The organism is Kutzneria viridogrisea DSM 43870 (genome assembly GCF_000525635.1).
GTDB lineage: Bacteria > Actinomycetota > Actinomycetes > Mycobacteriales > Pseudonocardiaceae > Kutzneria > Kutzneria viridogrisea.
Genome location: NZ_CP007155.1, coordinates 5447940 through 5465198, shown reverse-complemented (window position 1 = coordinate 5465198; position 17259 = coordinate 5447940). Strand labels below are relative to the sequence as shown.

Here is a 17259-nt window from a genome sequence, read left to right as displayed (position 1 = left end):
GACAAGGTGATCAGTCTGGCTGAGGAGGAGCAGTGAGCAAGGCCGAACGGGACTGGAACGGGCTTAACCTGCGGCAGCAGGTGTATCTCCGCGCCATCTACCGCGCCGAGATGGTGCACGAACGCCGAGAGCTCGACCGCGCCCACACCGACCGCCGAATGTTCCCGCAGCACAGGCCCCGCGACGAGTGGGCGTGGCTCGTGTTCGCGATGTCCGCCCAGGCCGACTACCACCAGGCGATGATTCACAACGAGGTCAAGGCAGCCGGGGAACTTGACCAGGGCGCCGGAAGCACCCTCAAGGCCCTCGCCGACCGCGGCCTGATCGAAGTAGAGGGCGGCCACGGCCGAGGGCGCCGTGGCACCGTGGTGGAACAGATACTGGTCAAGCTCACCACCGCCGGACGCGCCGCTGCCCGCGTCGACAACCCGGCCCGGGTGAAACCACCCAAGGGGCTGCTCTCCGAGTGGCTGTGGGAAAAGCTCGCCGCCATCGCCGTGGCCGAGCCGGACGGCCTGGATGTGGACAAGGCGGGTGGCTGGACCTGGCCCCATCACCTCGGCCCTGAGCGCAAGGGTCTCATCGAGGTGCGGACCCACGTGGAGCAGGCGCCGCCTGGGCACTGGCTCTGGAAGGCCATCGAGGAGGGCCGGATGCCCCCGGAGTCGGTGATGTTCAAGAGGCGCCGCTGGCACCTCACCGCAGCCGGGCGCGAGCACATCGTGCAGCACCTCAACACGTACCGCGCAATTTTTCCAGACGTGATCGTCAGCGAGTAGCAGCACGGACCGCGTGGCCCCCGTTTCGGCGGGGGCTTCGTCGTGTCTGGGGTTAGGCGTCTGCCCAGCGGATGTCGGGTGCGAAGTTGTTCTCGAACGCCTCTGGGCCTCGCGGCTCGCCGGTGCCGTGCTGGGTAATGAGCTCGGTGGCGATTTCCCAGATGCTGCCCGGCGGGGTGACGACGCCCGCGGCGACGGCGGGCTGGAGGTTGTCCAGTTGGATGCGGGCGAGGTCGAGGATGAGGGGCCACTCGGACTTGGGGACCCCATGCTGGTCGGCGGCCTGGATCCACTGCTGCTCGGTCATGGGGGCCATCCTCACTCGGGAGATGCAGTGATCGCCATGGGGTCTGATCCAACACACGCTGGGGCCGTGTCGAGCGAATGCAGGGAGGGGGTTGCTTTTAAAGCAGGGAGGGGGTTTACTTACCTCATGACGACGACCACCACCGCCCGCCGCATCTGCCGCAGCGTCAACCACCACGCCGCCGCCAGCCACACCCGCAACGCCTCCCTCGGCGGCATCGAGGTCTACTTCGACGCCATCGGCCACGAGGTCACCTGGACCGAATCCGGCCACGTCATCCCCGACAGCGGCCTGCCCTTCGAGTACACCTACCGCTGGACCGTGCGCCCCGATCACCGCACCACCGCCGCTACCGTCCAGGACGAGCTCGGCCGCTACACCGTCGGCGTGATCGCGTGACCCACATCGAGGACTATCTGCACCTCAACCGCAAGGCCCTAGATGAACTCCCGCCAGCCGAGCGGATCGCGGTCCTCGCGGACCTAGCCCAGCGAGCGAACAAGTGGCTGGCTGACGCGCGCTCGGAAGAGATCGACAGGCTGAGGTCGGAACTCGGCGGCGACCAGGCTGTCGCTGAGGCGCTCGGCATCTCCCGGCAGACCCTGGCTGATCTCGGCGACGGACCAGCGGTCCAACTCGGCAACGGCGCATGGGCGCGTCCCCGCCTGCTCAAGCGGGGATGCGAGCTGCTGCTGAACTACCTGCCGCCAAGCTCCCAGCCCCGGGACGTGTTCCAGGCCCTGGAGATCCTCAGTCGCCGTGGACGCCCAGACCCGAAGCAGCTGCAAGCCGCCGCGCATCGTCTGGCCCGGTCAGCGAGGCTTTCGCCGACGTTGGGGAACGAGATGCCCCAGGACGAGATGCGGGTTCTGGTGCGGGCTTTGACCCACGCGGCGGAGATCAGCAGTCAGTAGTACGCTCGCGCCGTTCTCCCCGCACGGGGAGGTGGGTCGGTTCCATTGAGTCGAAACCGAAGCTAGTTCTCCACGTCGGTGGAGGTGGGTCGTACAGTGTGCTACCACGATCCGGAGTTCTCCACACTGGTGGAGGTCGAGTCATAGCAGAGCCCCAGGTTCCCGCCTGGGGCTTGTTACTGTTTGCAGTCCGGCGCCCCCGGGGAGGATCCGGGGGCGCTTGTCCGAGCGGGGGCGAGGACACTGTGGACATCGCCTGACCAGCGGAGATCGTTACTCCGTACGGCTGGCTTGCTTCAAGATTTGGAACAGTTTGGAGCAACTTGGAGTTGACACGGGGCCGCCCTGCTCCGGGGAAGTGGAGCAGGGCGGTGGACTGGTGGTTACTAGTTGACAAGCTTGCGCAGAGTCGCGACCTCGTCCACGTACTGCTGCGCCTCCACCAGCTTCGTCGCAGCGCGGTCACCGTGCTCGGCCAGCCAGTCTTGGAAGTCCTCGCTGGCTTTCTTGGTGGTGATGTGGAGGTGGACCACATCTCGAAGCGCGCCAGCGGCATCCAAGGTGATGATCGCGGTATCAAGGTCGGCGCCAGCTCGGATCGCCTTGCCTATCCGCTCGTTCCGCGCATCGCGAGACTTCCGGCGGTCGTAGTCATCGAACTCAAGCACTGTTCCTCCAGTAGGGACGTTTCGTGACGGGTCCTGGCGGACCGGACGCGGCACCCACGGGGGTGGATGTCGCATCCCGTGCGCCAGGTGGTTACCGGTGCAGCCAGCGCTGGAACGGAGTCAGCTTGGCCTCGGCTTCGCCGGCTGCGCGGTTGAGCTTCTGGTAGGTGGGGTCGGTGTCCTCGAACGGGTCGCGTCCGTTGTTGGAGCGCTCGTCGCTGTAGTCCCTGACGGCGTCACGGGCCGCCTTGTAGTTGCGGATGTTGTCGTCGGCCATGGCGGTCTCCTTCATCACTTGGTCGCGCAGGACAGGCACTTGATGCCGGTGGTGGGCATGCCGCACGCGCAGCAGTCGTTGATCGGGGCCTCGTAGTCCATGATGGGTGTGCTCCTTGCGGGGAGTGGGCCCGGTCGGCTGGTTCCTAGGCGAGCCGACCGGGCCGTCTTCGTGTTGGTGGCCCTGGTGGACCAGAGGCGGCACCCGGGCGGGGCGGATGCAGCCTCCTGCACACCAGGCGCCGGTCAGTCGAGATGCCCGGACTGGCGGGCGGCCGCGATCTCCGCGGCGCTGCTGTTGCGTTTCGCCGCGTCCAGGGCTGCTTGGGCGCGTTTCTGCTCCAGCTCCTGTGCCGGTGAGTTGAAGGCGCTAGCCCCCGTGTCCGCGACCCATTTGTCTAGCGCCAGGTTGTGGAGCCGTTTCACTTGGTCTTCCCGGACGGGCTCGGTCTTTTTCTTGCCGAACATGCGATCAGTCCTCTCAGATGAGTGCGGTTGCGAGTGCTGCGAGGGCGAGTGCCCCGATGTGCCAGGCCTGGTCAATGGCGTAGCCGCCGGTGCCCAGGCTGGGGTTGTCGAAGCTGGTTGGTTCCTCGGCGCCGTTCTTGCCGATGGACACGACGTGGACGGGCAGTTCTTCCCCGCCAGACGTCTTGACGTAGGCGCGGATGTTCTCCCTCGGCTTGCCGAGGCTGGGGAACACGGGGCTGCCGAGCTTGGCGGAGAGCCGGGCGAGCCTGCCCCGATCACGGTCAGCCCAGTAGTGGGTGACCGCGGAGACGGCTTGTCCAACGACGAAACCAGCGGGAGTGATGCCGAGGCGCAGTGCCTTGTTGAGGACCAGGACGGCGCCGGCGGTGTGCGCCGTGTACTGGAGCACGTGCCCGAGACATGCCCTGGTCCCATCAGGGCCAGGGTCGCATTTGTGCGCGGCCTGCGGGTCGGTTTGGCCGGTGAGGTGGTCGGCAACCTGGTGCACGGCGTACAGGGCGGCGGCGAGCGCGGCGAACTTCGCGGCCTTCGAGGTCATGACGCGGCCTCCTCAATGAGTGCTGCGACACGGATGTGGCAGCCGGGCTGTTCGCCTGGCTCAGCGATGCGCTTGGACGGGTGCATGTCGACGACTTGGGAGTCGTCTGCCCAGAGTCCTGCGTAGGTGAGTGCGTCACAGACGGCTCGGGTGAGTTTGTCGAGGTCTGGGCGTTTCACTGCGGGTGGCGTGGAGCGTTTCGGTGCGGACAGTGGCCGCGGCAGGACGAATTCGAACTTGGCGACGAGCGGGACACCAGTTGTGAAGCCGCGGTGTCCGGTTTTGCGCATGGCGTCGATGACGGTCCAGCGGATGTCTTCGCGCCAGGGTTTGACGGCCTTCGACATTTCGATCATGACTCCGCCACCAACGTGCCGCTTGGAGCCTTGCGGGGCGGGGCGACCAGGCACGAACACTTCGAGCATTGGCGTGACGGTGGCGGTCATGCGTTAGCTCCTGGGATGAGGCCGCGTCCGATGGCGATGGTGACGGCGTGGGTGGAGTTGGTGGCCGCGAGTTTGCGGATCGCGTTGTGGGCGTGTCGTTTCGCGGTGTCGAGGGACATGTCGAGCTCGCGGGCAGTGGTCCTGTAGGTGTGGCCGAGGGAGATGTAGTGGAGGACCGCGAGCTCGATCTCAGTGGGCCGGGCAATGCGGTGGGCGTCGACCTCGGCGGCCATGGCCTCGATGTCACTCATGGCTGGTCTGCGTTCGTTGGCTGTCCGACCCAGCGGAGGAGGGTGAGGAGGTGATCGGTGCGGACGTCTCCGTCGCGGGTTTCGAACCGCATGATGGTGGAGGCAGCGATGCCCAGGTTTTCTCCTGCCGCCCTGAGTGAGAGCTGGTCGCGACGGCGCTTCTCGCGGACGAGTGCGGGGAGGATCTCGATGACGTGGGCCAGTTCCTCGTAGGAGGTGGGTGCTGAAGTCGGGTCACTCACGGCTGGTCTCCGTCCTCGAAGGGCAACCCGTCCATGCAGGCTGCGGCGAACCGCATCCCGGCTTCGATGTGATCGGGGCAGAGAACCCGACCGTCCGGGAGCGCCAGCCAGTCGCCTAGGTGGTAGCGGCGCTGGGTGTCGGTGAGTTCCGGTCGGCCGTAGAGGATGGGGCCGGGTTCGTTGTCTTCGTCGTCTTCGGGAATCTCGTAGATCGTGGGGCACTGGCCGTTGGTGGTGCGGCCGTCGCAGCGCAGCACGTAGAAGGTGCGTGTCTCGAAGCTCATGGCTGCCGCTCCAGCTCCAGGAGGGCCGCTTCGACTGCGAGGCGTGCGAGGTTGTTGACCTCGTGGATGAAGCTACTGTCGACGCACTCCAGGGTTTGCGCGGCACTGCCGTTTGGGCTGATAGCTGCCCACCTATTCAGGACGGCTTGCACGCAGGATTTGGGAACTCCGATCCCGAGTGCGCCATAGACGTAGCCGTCACGGTCCGGCTCGTCGTCGTTGCTGCGGTGCAGAACACTCACGGCTGGTCTCCGTCCTGTACTGGGATGCCGGCGGCATGTAGGGCTTCCTTGGCGCGCTGGATGTAGCCAGCGTGGTTCCACTTCTCGGCGAAGTACTCGCTGACGTAGGGCAGCATGTCTTCGAGTCCCTCAAGGGCATCTGCGAGCGCGGCTTTGAGTCGCCCGTTCTCGACGGTGACGTGCGCCAGTTCCTTGGCCTGCTCCGGCAGTGCGCCCGGCTTGGGCATGGCGTCGATCATGTCGGCGACGGTGACGCCTTCGCCGTCGGGCAGGCCGAGATGATTACGGAGGATCGCCATCTGCTCCGCGTACAGGCTGCTGCTCGCGGTGAGGAACTCGACATCCACCACGAGCTTCCGATTCTCTGCGGCGAGCTTCATGTGTGCATCGAGGAGGTTCCCGCCCTTGTGCTGCTCGTTGACGTACGGGGTGTCGTGGGCGGCGTAGTGGGCGAGGATCGCGGCGGCGGCTTCCGCCGTGTGCGCCTCCCACGTATGCCAGTGACCGCGACACGTATCGAGTGGCTTGCGGCTTTCGTGGATGGCCCGCGCCACTGCCTCCACCACGTCACTGCCGGGCTCCGGTACTGCCAGCTCGACGGGGATCCGTCCAGCCGGGACAGTGCCCTCCATGCATTCGTTGGACTGCCAGCCGGACATGTTCTGTTGGCCAGGGCAGTACACGAGGTGCCACGGTTCGTCGTCGGGTTCGGCGAGCTTCACGTACAGGTGATCGGTGGCGATGCGCAGGCTGCCGACGGGATCTTCTTCGGGTGTGGTTGTAGGCAGGTCGAGTCCGTAGGGGGCTGGGAGTTCGTTGATGACTCCTTGGTTGGAGGTGACAGGCTTGCCGTCCACCACGACCCGGATTGAGCCCAGCACTTCGACACCAACGAGACCGCCGTTCGCGTCCCGGTCGATGTTGATCGACGCGGTGATGCACTCGGTACGGTCCACATCGGCGTCCCGGAGGTGCACGTACACCGAGCCCTGCGCGGGCTCCGTGGGCGGCTGCCATCCAGCGGTGAGGAGCGTGTCCGCGATTTCGCCGACCGTCACTGGCCGCCAACTGTCGCCAGCCGCGGCGACACAGTTGAGGTCCTCTGCGTCCGGGAGATCCGGGTTGCTGTCCCGGTCGGGCCGGAACGCGGCGGCGAGAAGTTCCACCGCCGCGTCCCGACCGGTCCGCTGCTCGCTCACCGCCCCTCCTCGGCAATCGTCCAGCGTCGGGCCTCGCCGATCTCCCAGGCGTGCACCTCTACGTGATGCAGGAACCGGGCATCAGAAGCCACGACGCCAGGCGGGGACAGCCACGCGTGCTGGCCCTTGCCGGTGTTGTCGCCCTCGGTGAAACGGATCGCCCACCGGCCGGTTTCCGGGCACACCCGGATCGTGCCCACCGGGTCGTCAATCGGATGCTCGCTCACCGCTTCTCCTTGAAGTCATTGGGTTCCACGCTGTCGTCGAAGATCACGACGTGCCCGTCTGGCCACGTCTCCAACGCACCCCACACATCGGGGTGCAGGAGCCGCAGGTGGTTGAGTAGGTCCACGCTGGGCATGTCGGATCGGCACACGTGGCAGTGACCGGTATTCAGTGGCTCGGTCATCACGCCACCTCCAGTTGCGTCTCGTCCAAGCGCCGGAACCGGTGCTTGCACCCGGCTGCTGTGCACCGTTTCGCGTCCGGGACCTCGCGGGCCGGGATCGCCTTCGACACGTCCGGGCTGGTGTGCCCACAGGCGGGGAACCCATCGACCATGACGTGCCAGACGACTGTGCCAGCGTTACTGGTCTTGCCTCGCCTGGTGTATGGCGCGGCGATCAGGTCCCCGGATGCCGCGGTACCGGCCAAGACCCTCGCCTGTCGGATTTCATTCCGCTCGGCGGGCGTGGTGCCGCCGAAGATGCCGCACGGGATCGCCTGCTGTAGCGCCCACTCCAGGCATTGCGCGGTGACTGGGCACGCGTTGTTGCAGATGCCCTTCGCGTACGCCTCCTGATCCGGCGACATCGAGCCACGGTCAGGGGAAAACCAGATCGACTTTGCCTTGCTCCGGCACTTCGCCCGGTCACGCCAGTCCATGTCAGTCCCCTCCGTCGCGGGTCTCGGCGATGGCGAGCGCGTTCTTCTCTGCCTGCTGGAGCTGCCAGATCTCGGCGCGGAGGTTGTCGATGCGGATCCGCAGTGCCTCCAGCGACTGGGCCAGGCGTGCGTTCTCATCGGTGAGCCGCTGAATCTCGTCGTCCTTCGCTTCGAAGATCGGTTGGATCGTGGCGAGCGCCGCATCAGCGAGGTTCAGGCAGTCTTCCCACGTGCTGTCGATCGGGTCGGCGGCACTGATGGACTCAGCCACGCACTGCCGCAAACCATCCACTACGGGCTCGATGTGCTCGGTCATGTCGTCCTCCTTGGACGGTTAGCAGTCGGGGCAGCGGGTGATTTGGCCGGCGATCCACACCCACCGGAAGTCGTTGCACGTGCCGCAAGTCGCGTTCACGGTGTCTCCTTGGGGTAGCAGCGGTGAATGGTGATGGCGAGGACGGCGATCCCAGCGGCGATCACGGGCGCGAGGGCGATCCACTCGGGGGTCACGCCGCACACCTCCCCGCGGTCGAGAGCAGTGGCAGCAGGTGTCGTAGGGCGGCCTCGCCTTGCTGGGGGACGACACCGTTCCCCAGTAGCTTCAACTGATCGTTCCGGGAGACTCCCTCAACGCCAGTGACATGGCCAGCTGGGAGGCCCATCAACCACTCCACGAACCGCGGGCTCAGGACTCGGTTGGCTCGCCGTCCGGGCTCGGTGGGCTCTGGGGCTGGGCGGCCGAGGACAGACTCCCAGCGGCGGATAGCGGGCTCGTAGGCTCCCCAGTCCAGAACACGTCGGTCAGTGTCCAACCGAGGTTGGTGCTGCCCTTCTTCGCGGACCTGCGCGCTGTCGCATTCCGTGTTCCACGACTGTCCGCCACCGTTGGTGTCGGCAGCAGCTTCTCCCCAGTAGCACTGCCTATCGGTGGGGCAGGCAGTGCAGAAGCCGCCCTCGTCGTACTGCCACTCTGGGTGTCCGCAGCGCTCACACTGGTCGGCGTCGGCAGTAGATGTTCCACCTCGTCGGCCAATGTGGGCCCATGCCCACCCGCCTTGCGCTTGTCCAGGTGCTGCGAACCGCCATTCACCGCCAGTTGCGCAGTTGGTGTTTTGAACAGCTGCACCGCCGAGGGCAGCATCAAGTCCCCCGACGAGCCTCGCTGATTCGGGCCACCCTTCGTCCCGTCCGTCGCCCGCGGTGTCGGCAGCAGCGACGAACACGCGGTACCGGTTGTGGGGGGCTCCCACTTCGGCAGCTCGTAGGCCACACCAGACCGCGTCATACCCGAGGGTGGCCAGGTCTCCAAGTACACATCCGAGTGCCCGCAGAGGGACGACGTCGCTGTCTCCCAGACACCACGGGCAGGGTTCCAGGTCGCAATGGGCCTTGGCACTGAGGATTCCCCTGACGTTCTCAACGACCACCAGGCGTGGCCGTAGTGTGCGGATTGCGGTGGCCATGTGGAGCCACAGCCCGGACCGGGTCCCCTCGGCGAGGCCAGCGCGGAGGCCGGCGCTGCTGACGTCCTGACAGGGGAAACCGCCAGCGAGGATGTCGACGGGTTCGACCTGGTCCCAGTCGATGGCGGTGATGTCGCCGAGGTTGGGAACACCGGGATGGTGGTGTGCGAGGAGCTTGCTGGCGGCGGGGTCGATCTCGGAGTACCAGGCGAGGTCGCCGCCGAGTGCGGACCGGACTGCCATGTCGAGGCCGCCGCATCCGGAGAAGAGTGAGCCGACGGTGGTCATGCGAGGACTCCGATCAACGCCGCGGTGTAGAGGAGCGCGGTCCAGAGTCCGAGGCGCCACAGGGGCATTGGCTGGCGGGGCTGGTGGAGGCGGTGCATCAGGCTGCCTTCCCGTGCTCGGCCTCGGGGCGGATCACGTCGTTGTGGCAGCGGCAGCCACACACAGGCTTGCGGCGCCACACGGATCGACGGGCGCATGCGCAGTCCTGGCAGGTCACTTCGACTGCGATGCGGATCGAGTGCCGCATTTCCGCCACTACCTGCCGGCCCCAGAGGGTGACCACGGCGTGGTCGTTGATCAGGCCGTGGCGTTGTAGGCAGGCTCGGGTGGCTGGGTGCAGGTGGGGCTGGTCGCCGGCGTAGATCGCTTCGAGTGCCCGTCGGGATGGGCGGGAAAGTTTCCACCATGCAGCGGATTCGCGGCTGCCCGCGGTGAGCCAGCTGGTCATGCTGTCGACGGTTTGTCGGACGGCTTCCGCGGGGTTGTCTTTCATCCACTGCACCCGGAGGCACACGCTGGGTTGAGGGTTGGTGGCGTCTTCGGGGGCCATGTTTGGGTCAATGGTGACTGGGGTGCCGTCGGGCCAGGTGTCCATCAGGCTGCGCTCCTCTCTCCGGTCGCGAGGCGGATACCGGTGTCTGTGGCGGTGGTGATCGTGTAGGGCTGCTGTTCGGCGTCGTAGCCGTCGTAGCTGCGGATCACCCACTGGGTGCCGTCCCACTCGGTGCGGCTGACGATCTGGTGGCCGCGGTCGGCGCGGAGGATGACGCGGATCCGGGTGAGGCCTCGGCGGTGCTGGTAGATCCATGTGCCTGGGATGCCGGGGAGGGTGATGCGTTGGAAGCCCGCGGCAACGAGGCGGTGCCCAGCCGCCGCGAGCTCCCGTCTAGCAGGCAGATCCCCGGACATCAGTCCGCGTCCTCGGGCGGGTATCCCATCGCGATCAGCGTGGCCCGCAGGTCTTCTGCCGTGATCGTGGCCACGTTCCCACGACGACCGTTCGAGGTGCGCTTCCAGTCGATCGTGATACCGGGCAGCGGGTCACCTTCCGGCCGGTACACGGAGGCGTACAGGCGCAGCCGGATGTTCTCGTAGTCGCCGCGGATGGTGAGCTGCCTGCTGCCGCTTCCGCGCTCCACGTTGATCGTGTCCACGTTGAGGTGTGTGGCCCAGCGGAGGAGCATCGGCAGGTCACCATCCAGGTCCAGGTCGATGTGGAAGCGGTCGCCGCCTCCCCTGGGATGCACACCACTCGCGGCCAGGCTGTGGCTCCGCATGACGGCGATGACGGTGTCGAGGGCCGAGAGCAGGTCTTCGGTCTGCGTGGCGGTGATGGTGCGCAGTTTGATCGGCGTGGCCGGGACGACGGGGGTGCAGGCGGGGCAGGTGGCGGTCGGTGTCCACGCGGCGGCTTTCGCGTGTAGCTCGACCCGGATCTCCTCGACCGTCTTCTGGTCACCAGCGCCGTTGCGGTTCCAGGGGTTGACGGTCTGACTGAACGTCTGCCGCCTGGTGATCTTCTTGCCGCATCCGGTGCAAGGGACATGCTTGGTTGCTTTGTAGGTGATCTCCGGGAAAGTGATGGTCGACATCATGCGTCCTTTCCGTTGAGCGTGTCCGCCAGGTCGGGGTAGTCCTGAGCTGCTTCGATGACCATGGCGGCGAGGTTGGCGTCGCCTTCCAGGGCTTCGACAGCCACGTACTTGAATGCTGTGGCCAGCCACGTGACGCCTGCGTCCTGCCCTCGGTGGTAGGCGCAGGGGTTGCCTACGTCGTGGCACCAGTCGCAGTCTTCGGAGCTGAGCGGGTAGTCGGCGTTGGCATACTCCTGCTCCCATGCGGCCCACAGGTACGGGAGTGCGGCTGCGAGGACTTCCTCGGCCAGGTCCGTGGTGGACGTGTGTGGTGCGTGGACGATGAGCTCCGCGGCGACGTTCACGGCGGCGGGCGGGATTTCGATGTTGGCCATCACTCCCACCCCGTCAGGTCATGGATGCTCCTGTGGGAGTTCATGCACGCTGCTTCGGCAGCAGCCCGCGCGGACGGCGGGTTGACGGTGAGGGCGTGTCCGGTGTGGACGTCACACTCGGCTTCGAAAGGCGTGTCGTCGGTGTGGCTGTCAACGATCGGGTTCCGGTCCTGCGTGACCTGCGGGCGGCCAGGTGCGGGGCTGGTGGACTTGTCGCAGGCAGCCGGAGCGACAGCGGTGACAGCGACCAAGGCGGCGCCAGCGGCGAGCTTCCCGGCGAGGTTCACAACACAGCCTCCGTCCCGGCTAGATGGATCGTGGCCGTGCCGTTGGGAAACTCGCGGCTGGCCCTGAACTGTTCTGCTTCGTCGCCGACGAGGACGGCAACGATCTCGATGGTGAACGTGCCGAGGGTTCCGGTGGTGGTGACGTGGATCTGGTCATCGACCACCATGGCGCGGACGGTGGCGGCGTCGATGCTGTTAGCCCACTGAGTGAACACCGGGTAGGTGAGGTCGGTGAGGCAGTGGGTGGCGCTGATGTGGATACGCGGGTAGTAGCCCGCGACGGCGCTGATGGTGTGGTTGAGGTTGTGCTTCTCGGTGTGGTCGGCGAGGACACGGAGCCACGCGATCGAGTCGAACTCGCTCCGGAAAGTCATCGGCTGCTCCTATTCGTGTGCGGGGGCGGCGTGGACGGTTTTGCAGGCGGTGCAGTAGATGACCATCACGTGTCCCGCCGTTCGATCGCGGCCTGGATGGCGTTGAGGGCTTCGCGGATGAGGCGGAGTTCCTGAACGATCTGAAGGACGGCGTGCGCGGTGGCACGGGCCGCCACCTGCAACCCGGTGTCAGCGGTCTGGAGGGTGGCTGCGTACGGCGTGGACGTGTCGGGGGCCAGCAACTCCAGCGCCTTGGCCTCGTGGTGGCCGTACTCGTTGGCGTAGTCGCTCACTGCCTGCCTCGCTTCCCGTTGATCGCGTCGAGGGCGGTCTTCGTCGTCTGGTCTGGTGTGGGGCTGGTGGCGATGAGGGCCCGGATGACACCCCTAAGGTTCTGGTTCTCGCGGCGGAGACGCTGCGCCTCAGGGACCTCGGTGGCGGTCACGGCTGATCACGCTCGTCGGATGCGGTAGCCAGCCTGGCGTGCACCATTGCTGCGGCCAGGACATCGGCTGTGGTCGGCAGGTGCTTCACGGAGTCGATGGCTGCGCTGGTCAGATTCCACCGGGGGACCTTGGCGATGGACAGCAGCCGCTCAGCCTCGTGGTAGTGCTCGTTCGGAGTCACTTCTTCTTCCCCTTGTCTTCGACAGTGATCCCGCCGGGCTCGTGATGGAACCTGGACTTTTGCATTGAGGCAGCGATCTTGAGTGCGTCTGCGGCCTGCGAGGCTGGACCGAACAACTCGGCGAGGGCCTCGACCTGTTCACGGTGGACGGGTTTCGGAGGCGGGCTGGCGGCGAGCCACTTGTCGATGCGGGCACGGAGACTCACCGGGACTCACCCCGCAACTCGGCGGCACGGGCACGCATCCTCACGACCGCATCATCAACGCCGGTGACGTAGTCCTCGTCCGTCTCGTTGCCTGCCCCATGCTCTTGCCAGATTTCGTTGGCCTGCCGTTCCAGTTCTGCGGCGGTGAGGAAGTGTGCCGTGGCAGCGATAGCGGCGAGCAGGCCCTGTTCGTGGTGGCGCTGTTCCTTGCGGCTCGGCGTGAACACTTCGCTGTAGGCGTCCAGGGCGGCACGGGTGAGGTCGTACCAGTCAGACGAGCGCAGCCCGGTCGCTTCCAGGGCGCGACGCGTGTCGTCGACGGTCGGGGGCTGCTCACTCACCCTGCTCACCGCCCTCGACACCCAAGGACTTGGCGATGGCTTCCTGGAGCTCGCGGAACGGCACAACCCTGCCGTGTTCGTAGTTCTCGCAAATGTCCATGATCTCGTTGAGTGCGTTGATGTACGTGTCGACTTCCGGGGACAGGAACAGCCGGTCTTCAAGCTTGGCCCGGATCTGGTCGGAGAGGCTCACCGGACACCGTCCGCAGCATCCAGTTCGTTGGCACGAGCATCAGACCAAGACGCGATCGCCTTCAGTGCCCAGTCAACTCCAGCGCGGAACTCGCCACTCATCGGCTTGTTGACTGACTCGAACTTCTGTCGCCGCAGCAGAGCTGCAAACTCGGCCCGATCGGCGGACAAGATCACCGACGCTGCCGCATCCAGAATCGCTTCGATCGTGTCGTCGTCAACCGCGCTCACTTCAGCAGCGGCCATAAACGCCGCGTTCGGGACGTGGTACTCGCTCATCTCGTTGCCCTCCTCGGGCTGGTGGTGCTGGCCACGGGTTGGTCACGTGGCCGACGGCACGGGGTCAGTTCTTGCTGCGGCCGATGGTCTTGGCGACACCGGAGAAGCCAGCGTCAGCGATCTTCTGCCGAACCTGCTCCCGCTCCTGGTCGGTGGTGGCGTTGTCGAACTGGTCCTGCATGTCCCACACGGTCTCGTTGCTCATCTGTTTGCCTTTCACTGCTTGTGGTTGGTGGGGGCGGCCGGGGCGGTCACGGCTGTGGCTCCCCGTCGGCCCTCACGGGTGAAAGCCCGAACGCGGCGCGCTCAGCGTTGACCCGCGCGACCCTGTCCTCATTGGACTCGCCAGCAACGCTCTGTCTGCAAGAGCCCTCTGCGAGCTCCCAGTCGCAACCCACACCGCACGACAGGCATGCGCGACCCACGCAGCCCGGCGCGTCACAGGCAGTGTCGTAGAACGGGCCCCCACAGTCCTTGCAGTTGTCGGGGTAGATCGCGAAGTACTTGCTGGCGGATTCCGCGTTCACGACTGCGGCTCCCCGTGCTCGGCGTTCCAAACGGACAGGAGCTCCTGGCCCTTTGCGGTCAGTGACACCGGTCGCCGGGCGGAGAACCGCTCAAAAACGCGATGCCCAATCAACCCTGCCAACTCCAGCTCGCCGAGAGCGCGAGCCTCAGGCCCACCGATCGAAGAGGAGTTGACCAACCGGTACTTCCAGATGCCGTGGCGAGGGTTCACCCTGACGTAGATCACGGTTGTCCCAGGCTCGACGAGACGGAGCACGATGTGCCGGGTCTGGGTCCACTTCATTCCGTTCACAGCATCTCCCCGTAGGTGACGTCCCACTCGTACAGGCGGGCGCGACCAGCGGCGCGGGCATAAACCTCGCGCCACGACAGTCCGTCACCAGGAATTCCTTCAACGAAGATCAAACCCGCCTCGGCTAACGCTTGCAGGGCGAGAACTTCGCCAACCTGCATAGACCCGGAAGGGTCATCCCACTGCCAGTAATTGTTCAACTGAGCAACGGTCCCAGCGTTCACCTCAGCGAGCATCCGGTGTCGCAGCGGGGTGTGACGCAAGGCGGTCACGGCATCCTCCGTCCCATGGCTGCGAGCTCGTCACGGATCTCCAGCCGCCAGTTGTGTCGCTGCCCCCGCTTCGCGCTGCGGGTCGGGGTCCTGTGGTTGACGTCCCGGCGGGACTGGACACGGCCAGCCATCGGGGAAGTGTGGGCGTTCACTGCTTCGCCGCCTTCCGCTCGCACCGCTTGCACAGCGGCAGTTCGCTGATGTCGTTGCGACGCTTCTTCTGCCCCGGGAACGCCATCCCGAGCAGGGCTAGACCGTCGTACACCGTGACCGGGGTCGACTCGCTGTTGCACAGCGCCAGGCCAAACCGTCCAGGCCGGAGACCTGGCATCGGCTGAAGGGTGCTGCTGTAGTGGCGCCGCGTCCCGTGGTAGTTCGCGGCTTCTTCGATCGCGCTCACCGCTGCCTCCTTGCTGCTCGGTCCATTTCCTGTCCCACCCGGATGCAGTCCCCGCACGTGGCGTCCAGGGACACGCCGTGGGCGCACGTCGTCGTGTCAGCCATCACGCACCGGCCTTCAGGTGCTTGTTGATCCTGGCGATCAGGGCGTCCGCTCGTGCGGCGGTGGCGTCGTCGTACTGACGGATCCCGGTGATCAGGCCGTCGCGCATCTCGTGCAGCTCCCGTGACAGGGCGTCAATCGAGTCGACCGCCGTGTTCGCGGCCTGACGGACACCAGGCTGGGCCTTGCTGTCGTCCCGCAATGCCCAGGTCTCCATGGCGCCAGCCAGCGTCTCCACGTGCCCGCGGAGAGCGTCGATGTCAGCCATCACGCACCTGCTTCCTGGTCGAGGAGCCTCTTCGCAGTGCGGCGGGACACGCCGAGCTGCTTGGCGATCGAGTCGACCGCCGTGTCCCACGGCACTTCACCCTCGGAGTGGAGTCGGCGAAGACGGTTCAGGTTGTTGGTGGCCGCCTCCTCCCGTACGGCCTGGGCGAACATCTCGGCGTGGGCCTGCTTGTCCGCTACGAGCTGCTCAGCCTCGGCACGCACCGTCGCGCGGTGCGCGCGGAGAGCACCCTTGCCCTGGGGGCCACTGAAACGGGACATCACGCACCCGCCTTCTCATGTGCTGCCTTGATCGCGGCCTTAGCGGCATCCTCGGTGGGGAACGCGAGCGGGCCGGCCTTGTAGTCGCCGCACAAGCACTTCTCGCCCTCGGGGCCGCACACGCACGCCTCGTACGCCGGGGCGTTACGGAACGCGTCCCAGTGGAAACTGACCCGGCCGATGATCTGGCCATCCACGGTTACGGGGGTGTCGTTGGACGGGACGATCGCGGTCATCGCGCACCCCCAGCGGACTCGACCTCAGTGGGGCTGGTCACCAACAGATCCGGGCTGAACGGCAACAACTCCTCGCCGTCACGAGTCACCAGGACCGTGCCGTCCCGCTTCACGCGGACCACCACAGCGGACTCACCCGAGAACCGGTGCCACACCTGACGGCCAGGAACCGGGGCGCTCATCGGGTCACCGCCAGACCGGCAGTGCACTCGACCGGGTTCGTGCACTCGTAGCAGGCGGAGATCATGTGCCCGGTCGGCACCGTCACCGTCGCCAGGTCGTCGTCGATCTCCAGTTCGATCGTCGCCAGACCGTCGTTCACGGCAATCAACCAGCCGTAGTGGTCGGGGTGGTGAAGCGACCGGACGAGGAGTCCGCGACCGTTCCACCAGCCCATGACACCCCAACCCTTGTGGGTGAGGCTGTAGTGAGCCTTGGGGCGGTCGCCCTCACGGAGTCGGGTGAACACGGCGGCCAGCAGGACACCGCTGGGAACGTCGTGTGCGGGGGTCTGGGTCTCGCAGTCGTCCTGCCAGCCGATGTCGGTGAGGCGACGGATGGTGGTGGTCATCGGGTCACCTGCTCACGGCGAGCGGTGATCACACGCACCCACTCGGCCTGGAGAGCAGACAGCTCGCTGTGCTCCTCGAAGCCATCGAAACCGTAGGCGGCCTCCTTGAAAGCGATCCCCAACACGAAGGCGCCGCGGTCGAAGGAGCCGTACAGGTGCCCGAGGACGCAGCGCGCGGGGCAGTCGAGCTTGAGCTTGTCGAGGTCGATCTGCTGGAACCAGTCGGGCTGCTTCTCGTCGAGGAGGGCGGCGCCGCGGGCGACTCGCTCCTCAATCGACGGGGCCTGGACGGTGGTGGTGGTCATCGGGTCACCGCCGGGTTGGCCTGCTCGTGCTCGACAGCCCAGCGGTTGGCCATGAACCCGGAGAACGTCTCGTCCGACTCCCAGCCGCACCCGGTGCAGTACGCCGTGTTCCTGGAGTTGCCCGTGTAGCAGCCCATGAAGTAGTCGGGGCGCTGGTCGATGCGGACCGTGTGCGTGACGCACTCGGTGCTGACGTCGACCCAGCCGTCCTCGACGCGGGACCACTGGTCGTGGCCGAAGCCGTTGGTCCACTGGACGTGCTCGACACCGTCGAGCCAGACGCGGTGGACGTTGCTGATGGCCAGCTTCGGGCCGGTCATGCCGTCGCGGAGGAGGGTGGAGCGGATCCCGGTGAACTGCGCCAGGTAGCGGGTCACGATCTCCAGCTCGGTGGCGGGGATGGTGGTGGTCATTTGGGCTCCCAAGGTGGGGAGGGACTCGGTGTTCGCTGCCTC

The 17259-nt window shown here is 66.3% G+C and carries 43 protein-coding genes; 3 read left to right on the top strand and 40 right to left on the bottom strand.

What is annotated here, in order from left to right; genetic code table 11:
- The first annotated feature begins 32 nt into the window (after positions 1 to 32).
- Positions 33 to 779, top strand: a complete 747-nt coding sequence (locus KALB_RS24250; RefSeq protein ID WP_025358300.1) for a hypothetical protein — start codon at positions 33 to 35, stop codon at positions 777 to 779.
- 52 nt (positions 780 to 831) lie between these two features.
- Here the strand turns inward: KALB_RS24250 and KALB_RS24245 are convergent, their stop codons facing one another.
- A complete protein-coding gene (locus KALB_RS24245) occupies positions 832 to 1086 on the bottom strand; it encodes a hypothetical protein (protein WP_025358299.1) in 255 nt (84 codons plus the stop codon).
- 126 nt (positions 1087 to 1212) lie between these two features.
- Here KALB_RS24245 and KALB_RS24240 point away from each other — a divergent pair, with 126 nt between their 5' ends.
- Together KALB_RS24240 and KALB_RS24235 are read left to right on the top strand one after the other, a co-directional pair.
- Complete coding sequence (locus KALB_RS24240) at positions 1213 to 1485, top strand: hypothetical protein (protein ID WP_025358298.1); 273 nt, start codon at positions 1213 to 1215, stop codon at positions 1483 to 1485.
- Positions 1482 to 2000, top strand: a complete 519-nt coding sequence (locus KALB_RS24235; protein WP_025358297.1) for a DUF1700 domain-containing protein — start codon at positions 1482 to 1484, stop codon at positions 1998 to 2000. The genes KALB_RS24240 and KALB_RS24235 overlap by 4 nt, the downstream gene beginning before the upstream one ends.
- 386 nt (positions 2001 to 2386) lie before the next feature.
- On the opposite strand, the gene KALB_RS24230 is transcribed toward KALB_RS24235, so the two are convergent.
- The 39 genes from KALB_RS24230 to KALB_RS24060 form a co-directional block, all read right to left on the bottom strand.
- Entirely contained in the window at positions 2387 to 2668 is a 282-nt protein-coding gene (locus KALB_RS24230) for a hypothetical protein (protein WP_025358296.1), read from the bottom strand.
- A 91-nt stretch (positions 2669 to 2759) separates the two neighbouring features.
- Complete coding sequence (locus KALB_RS24225) at positions 2760 to 2945, bottom strand: hypothetical protein (RefSeq protein ID WP_025358295.1); 186 nt, start codon at positions 2943 to 2945, stop codon at positions 2760 to 2762.
- A 245-nt stretch (positions 2946 to 3190) separates the two neighbouring features.
- Positions 3191 to 3412 carry a hypothetical protein gene (locus KALB_RS24220; protein ID WP_025358294.1) on the bottom strand — a complete coding sequence of 74 codons (222 nt, stop codon included), beginning with the start codon at positions 3410 to 3412 and terminating at the stop codon, positions 3191 to 3193.
- A 13-nt stretch (positions 3413 to 3425) separates the two neighbouring features.
- Entirely contained in the window at positions 3426 to 3974 is a 549-nt protein-coding gene (locus KALB_RS24215; protein WP_025358293.1) for a hypothetical protein, read from the bottom strand.
- Positions 3971 to 4420 carry a RusA family crossover junction endodeoxyribonuclease gene (locus KALB_RS45570; protein ID WP_042220732.1) on the bottom strand — a complete coding sequence of 150 codons (450 nt, stop codon included), beginning with the start codon at positions 4418 to 4420 and terminating at the stop codon, positions 3971 to 3973. Before KALB_RS45570 ends, KALB_RS24215 begins: the two co-directional genes overlap by 4 nt.
- On the bottom strand, positions 4417 to 4671 hold the full coding sequence (locus KALB_RS24205; RefSeq protein ID WP_025358291.1) for a response regulator transcription factor: 255 nt from the start codon (positions 4669 to 4671) through the stop codon (positions 4417 to 4419). Before KALB_RS24205 ends, KALB_RS45570 begins: the two co-directional genes overlap by 4 nt.
- Positions 4668 to 4913, bottom strand: a complete 246-nt coding sequence (locus KALB_RS24200; protein ID WP_025358290.1) for a transcriptional regulator — start codon at positions 4911 to 4913, stop codon at positions 4668 to 4670. The genes KALB_RS24205 and KALB_RS24200 overlap by 4 nt, the downstream gene beginning before the upstream one ends.
- Positions 4910 to 5197 (bottom strand): hypothetical protein, encoded by a 288-nt coding sequence (locus tag KALB_RS24195; RefSeq protein ID WP_025358289.1) that lies wholly within the window; start codon positions 5195 to 5197, stop codon positions 4910 to 4912. Before KALB_RS24195 ends, KALB_RS24200 begins: the two co-directional genes overlap by 4 nt.
- On the bottom strand, positions 5194 to 5439 hold the full coding sequence (locus KALB_RS24190) for a hypothetical protein (protein WP_025358288.1): 246 nt from the start codon (positions 5437 to 5439) through the stop codon (positions 5194 to 5196). Before KALB_RS24190 ends, KALB_RS24195 begins: the two co-directional genes overlap by 4 nt.
- On the bottom strand, positions 5436 to 6638 hold the full coding sequence (locus KALB_RS24185; RefSeq protein WP_025358287.1) for a DUF2283 domain-containing protein: 1203 nt from the start codon (positions 6636 to 6638) through the stop codon (positions 5436 to 5438). Before KALB_RS24185 ends, KALB_RS24190 begins: the two co-directional genes overlap by 4 nt.
- Entirely contained in the window at positions 6635 to 6865 is a 231-nt protein-coding gene (locus KALB_RS24180; protein WP_025358286.1) for a hypothetical protein, read from the bottom strand. Before KALB_RS24180 ends, KALB_RS24185 begins: the two co-directional genes overlap by 4 nt.
- The gene (locus KALB_RS24175; RefSeq protein ID WP_025358285.1) at positions 6862 to 7047 is read right to left on the bottom strand and encodes a hypothetical protein; all 186 of its coding nucleotides are present in this window, start codon (positions 7045 to 7047) and stop codon (positions 6862 to 6864) included. The genes KALB_RS24180 and KALB_RS24175 overlap by 4 nt, the downstream gene beginning before the upstream one ends.
- A complete protein-coding gene (locus KALB_RS44190; protein ID WP_025358284.1) occupies positions 7047 to 7523 on the bottom strand; it encodes a WhiB family transcriptional regulator in 477 nt (158 codons plus the stop codon). Before KALB_RS44190 ends, KALB_RS24175 begins: the two co-directional genes overlap by 1 nt.
- Position 7524: 1 nt before the next feature.
- Positions 7525 to 7839: a hypothetical protein gene (locus tag KALB_RS24165; protein ID WP_025358283.1), complete on the bottom strand. Its 315-nt coding sequence runs from the start codon at positions 7837 to 7839 to the stop codon at positions 7525 to 7527.
- A gap of 190 nt (positions 7840 to 8029) precedes the next feature.
- Entirely contained in the window at positions 8030 to 9229 is a 1200-nt protein-coding gene (locus KALB_RS50225; RefSeq protein ID WP_420811832.1) for a DNA cytosine methyltransferase, read from the bottom strand.
- Positions 9230 to 9371: 142 nt separating this feature from the next.
- A complete protein-coding gene (locus KALB_RS46765; protein WP_148309597.1) occupies positions 9372 to 9869 on the bottom strand; it encodes a hypothetical protein in 498 nt (165 codons plus the stop codon).
- A complete protein-coding gene (locus KALB_RS24155) occupies positions 9869 to 10183 on the bottom strand; it encodes a hypothetical protein (protein ID WP_025358282.1) in 315 nt (104 codons plus the stop codon). Before KALB_RS24155 ends, KALB_RS46765 begins: the two co-directional genes overlap by 1 nt.
- Positions 10183 to 10866 carry a hypothetical protein gene (locus KALB_RS24150; protein ID WP_025358281.1) on the bottom strand — a complete coding sequence of 228 codons (684 nt, stop codon included), beginning with the start codon at positions 10864 to 10866 and terminating at the stop codon, positions 10183 to 10185. The genes KALB_RS24155 and KALB_RS24150 overlap by 1 nt, the downstream gene beginning before the upstream one ends.
- Entirely contained in the window at positions 10866 to 11243 is a 378-nt protein-coding gene (locus KALB_RS24145; RefSeq protein WP_025358280.1) for a hypothetical protein, read from the bottom strand. The genes KALB_RS24150 and KALB_RS24145 overlap by 1 nt, the downstream gene beginning before the upstream one ends.
- Entirely contained in the window at positions 11243 to 11530 is a 288-nt protein-coding gene (locus tag KALB_RS24140) for a hypothetical protein (protein WP_025358279.1), read from the bottom strand. The genes KALB_RS24145 and KALB_RS24140 overlap by 1 nt, the downstream gene beginning before the upstream one ends.
- Positions 11527 to 11904 (bottom strand): hypothetical protein, encoded by a 378-nt coding sequence (locus KALB_RS24135; RefSeq protein WP_025358278.1) that lies wholly within the window; start codon positions 11902 to 11904, stop codon positions 11527 to 11529. The genes KALB_RS24140 and KALB_RS24135 overlap by 4 nt, the downstream gene beginning before the upstream one ends.
- Positions 11905 to 11969: 65 nt before the next feature.
- Positions 11970 to 12197, bottom strand: a complete 228-nt coding sequence (locus tag KALB_RS24130) for a hypothetical protein (RefSeq protein WP_025358277.1) — start codon at positions 12195 to 12197, stop codon at positions 11970 to 11972.
- Positions 12194 to 12349, bottom strand: coding sequence for a hypothetical protein (locus tag KALB_RS47705; RefSeq protein WP_158510795.1), 156 nt, complete (start codon positions 12347 to 12349; stop codon positions 12194 to 12196). Before KALB_RS47705 ends, KALB_RS24130 begins: the two co-directional genes overlap by 4 nt.
- The gene (locus KALB_RS24125) at positions 12346 to 12531 is read right to left on the bottom strand and encodes a hypothetical protein (RefSeq protein ID WP_025358276.1); all 186 of its coding nucleotides are present in this window, start codon (positions 12529 to 12531) and stop codon (positions 12346 to 12348) included. The genes KALB_RS47705 and KALB_RS24125 overlap by 4 nt, the downstream gene beginning before the upstream one ends.
- Positions 12528 to 12737 (bottom strand): hypothetical protein, encoded by a 210-nt coding sequence (locus KALB_RS24120; RefSeq protein WP_025358275.1) that lies wholly within the window; start codon positions 12735 to 12737, stop codon positions 12528 to 12530. Before KALB_RS24120 ends, KALB_RS24125 begins: the two co-directional genes overlap by 4 nt.
- A complete protein-coding gene (locus tag KALB_RS24115; protein WP_025358274.1) occupies positions 12734 to 13078 on the bottom strand; it encodes a hypothetical protein in 345 nt (114 codons plus the stop codon). Before KALB_RS24115 ends, KALB_RS24120 begins: the two co-directional genes overlap by 4 nt.
- Positions 13071 to 13271, bottom strand: a complete 201-nt coding sequence (locus KALB_RS24110; protein WP_025358273.1) for a hypothetical protein — start codon at positions 13269 to 13271, stop codon at positions 13071 to 13073. The genes KALB_RS24115 and KALB_RS24110 overlap by 8 nt, the downstream gene beginning before the upstream one ends.
- The gene (locus KALB_RS24105) at positions 13268 to 13549 is read right to left on the bottom strand and encodes a hypothetical protein (RefSeq protein WP_025358272.1); all 282 of its coding nucleotides are present in this window, start codon (positions 13547 to 13549) and stop codon (positions 13268 to 13270) included. Before KALB_RS24105 ends, KALB_RS24110 begins: the two co-directional genes overlap by 4 nt.
- Before the next feature lie 64 nt (positions 13550 to 13613).
- Positions 13614 to 13754: a hypothetical protein gene (locus KALB_RS47700; RefSeq protein ID WP_158510794.1), complete on the bottom strand. Its 141-nt coding sequence runs from the start codon at positions 13752 to 13754 to the stop codon at positions 13614 to 13616.
- A gap of 318 nt (positions 13755 to 14072) precedes the next feature.
- Positions 14073 to 14369 carry a hypothetical protein gene (locus tag KALB_RS24100; RefSeq protein WP_025358271.1) on the bottom strand — a complete coding sequence of 99 codons (297 nt, stop codon included), beginning with the start codon at positions 14367 to 14369 and terminating at the stop codon, positions 14073 to 14075.
- Entirely contained in the window at positions 14366 to 14641 is a 276-nt protein-coding gene (locus KALB_RS24095; protein WP_025358270.1) for a hypothetical protein, read from the bottom strand. Before KALB_RS24095 ends, KALB_RS24100 begins: the two co-directional genes overlap by 4 nt.
- 148 nt (positions 14642 to 14789) lie before the next feature.
- Entirely contained in the window at positions 14790 to 15041 is a 252-nt protein-coding gene (locus tag KALB_RS24090) for a hypothetical protein (protein ID WP_025358269.1), read from the bottom strand.
- A 103-nt stretch (positions 15042 to 15144) separates the two neighbouring features.
- Positions 15145 to 15411 (bottom strand): hypothetical protein, encoded by a 267-nt coding sequence (locus tag KALB_RS24085; RefSeq protein ID WP_025358268.1) that lies wholly within the window; start codon positions 15409 to 15411, stop codon positions 15145 to 15147.
- The gene (locus KALB_RS24080) at positions 15411 to 15692 is read right to left on the bottom strand and encodes a hypothetical protein (protein WP_148309596.1); all 282 of its coding nucleotides are present in this window, start codon (positions 15690 to 15692) and stop codon (positions 15411 to 15413) included. The genes KALB_RS24085 and KALB_RS24080 overlap by 1 nt, the downstream gene beginning before the upstream one ends.
- Positions 15692 to 15928 (bottom strand): hypothetical protein, encoded by a 237-nt coding sequence (locus tag KALB_RS24075; RefSeq protein ID WP_025358266.1) that lies wholly within the window; start codon positions 15926 to 15928, stop codon positions 15692 to 15694. The genes KALB_RS24080 and KALB_RS24075 overlap by 1 nt, the downstream gene beginning before the upstream one ends.
- A complete protein-coding gene (locus KALB_RS46760) occupies positions 15925 to 16110 on the bottom strand; it encodes a hypothetical protein (RefSeq protein WP_148309595.1) in 186 nt (61 codons plus the stop codon). Before KALB_RS46760 ends, KALB_RS24075 begins: the two co-directional genes overlap by 4 nt.
- Entirely contained in the window at positions 16107 to 16499 is a 393-nt protein-coding gene (locus KALB_RS24070) for a hypothetical protein (protein ID WP_025358265.1), read from the bottom strand. The genes KALB_RS46760 and KALB_RS24070 overlap by 4 nt, the downstream gene beginning before the upstream one ends.
- Positions 16496 to 16804, bottom strand: coding sequence for a hypothetical protein (locus KALB_RS24065; protein ID WP_025358264.1), 309 nt, complete (start codon positions 16802 to 16804; stop codon positions 16496 to 16498). Before KALB_RS24065 ends, KALB_RS24070 begins: the two co-directional genes overlap by 4 nt.
- On the bottom strand, positions 16801 to 17217 hold the full coding sequence (locus KALB_RS24060) for a hypothetical protein (protein WP_025358263.1): 417 nt from the start codon (positions 17215 to 17217) through the stop codon (positions 16801 to 16803). The genes KALB_RS24065 and KALB_RS24060 overlap by 4 nt, the downstream gene beginning before the upstream one ends.
- Between the last annotated feature and the right edge of the window lie 42 nt (positions 17218 to 17259).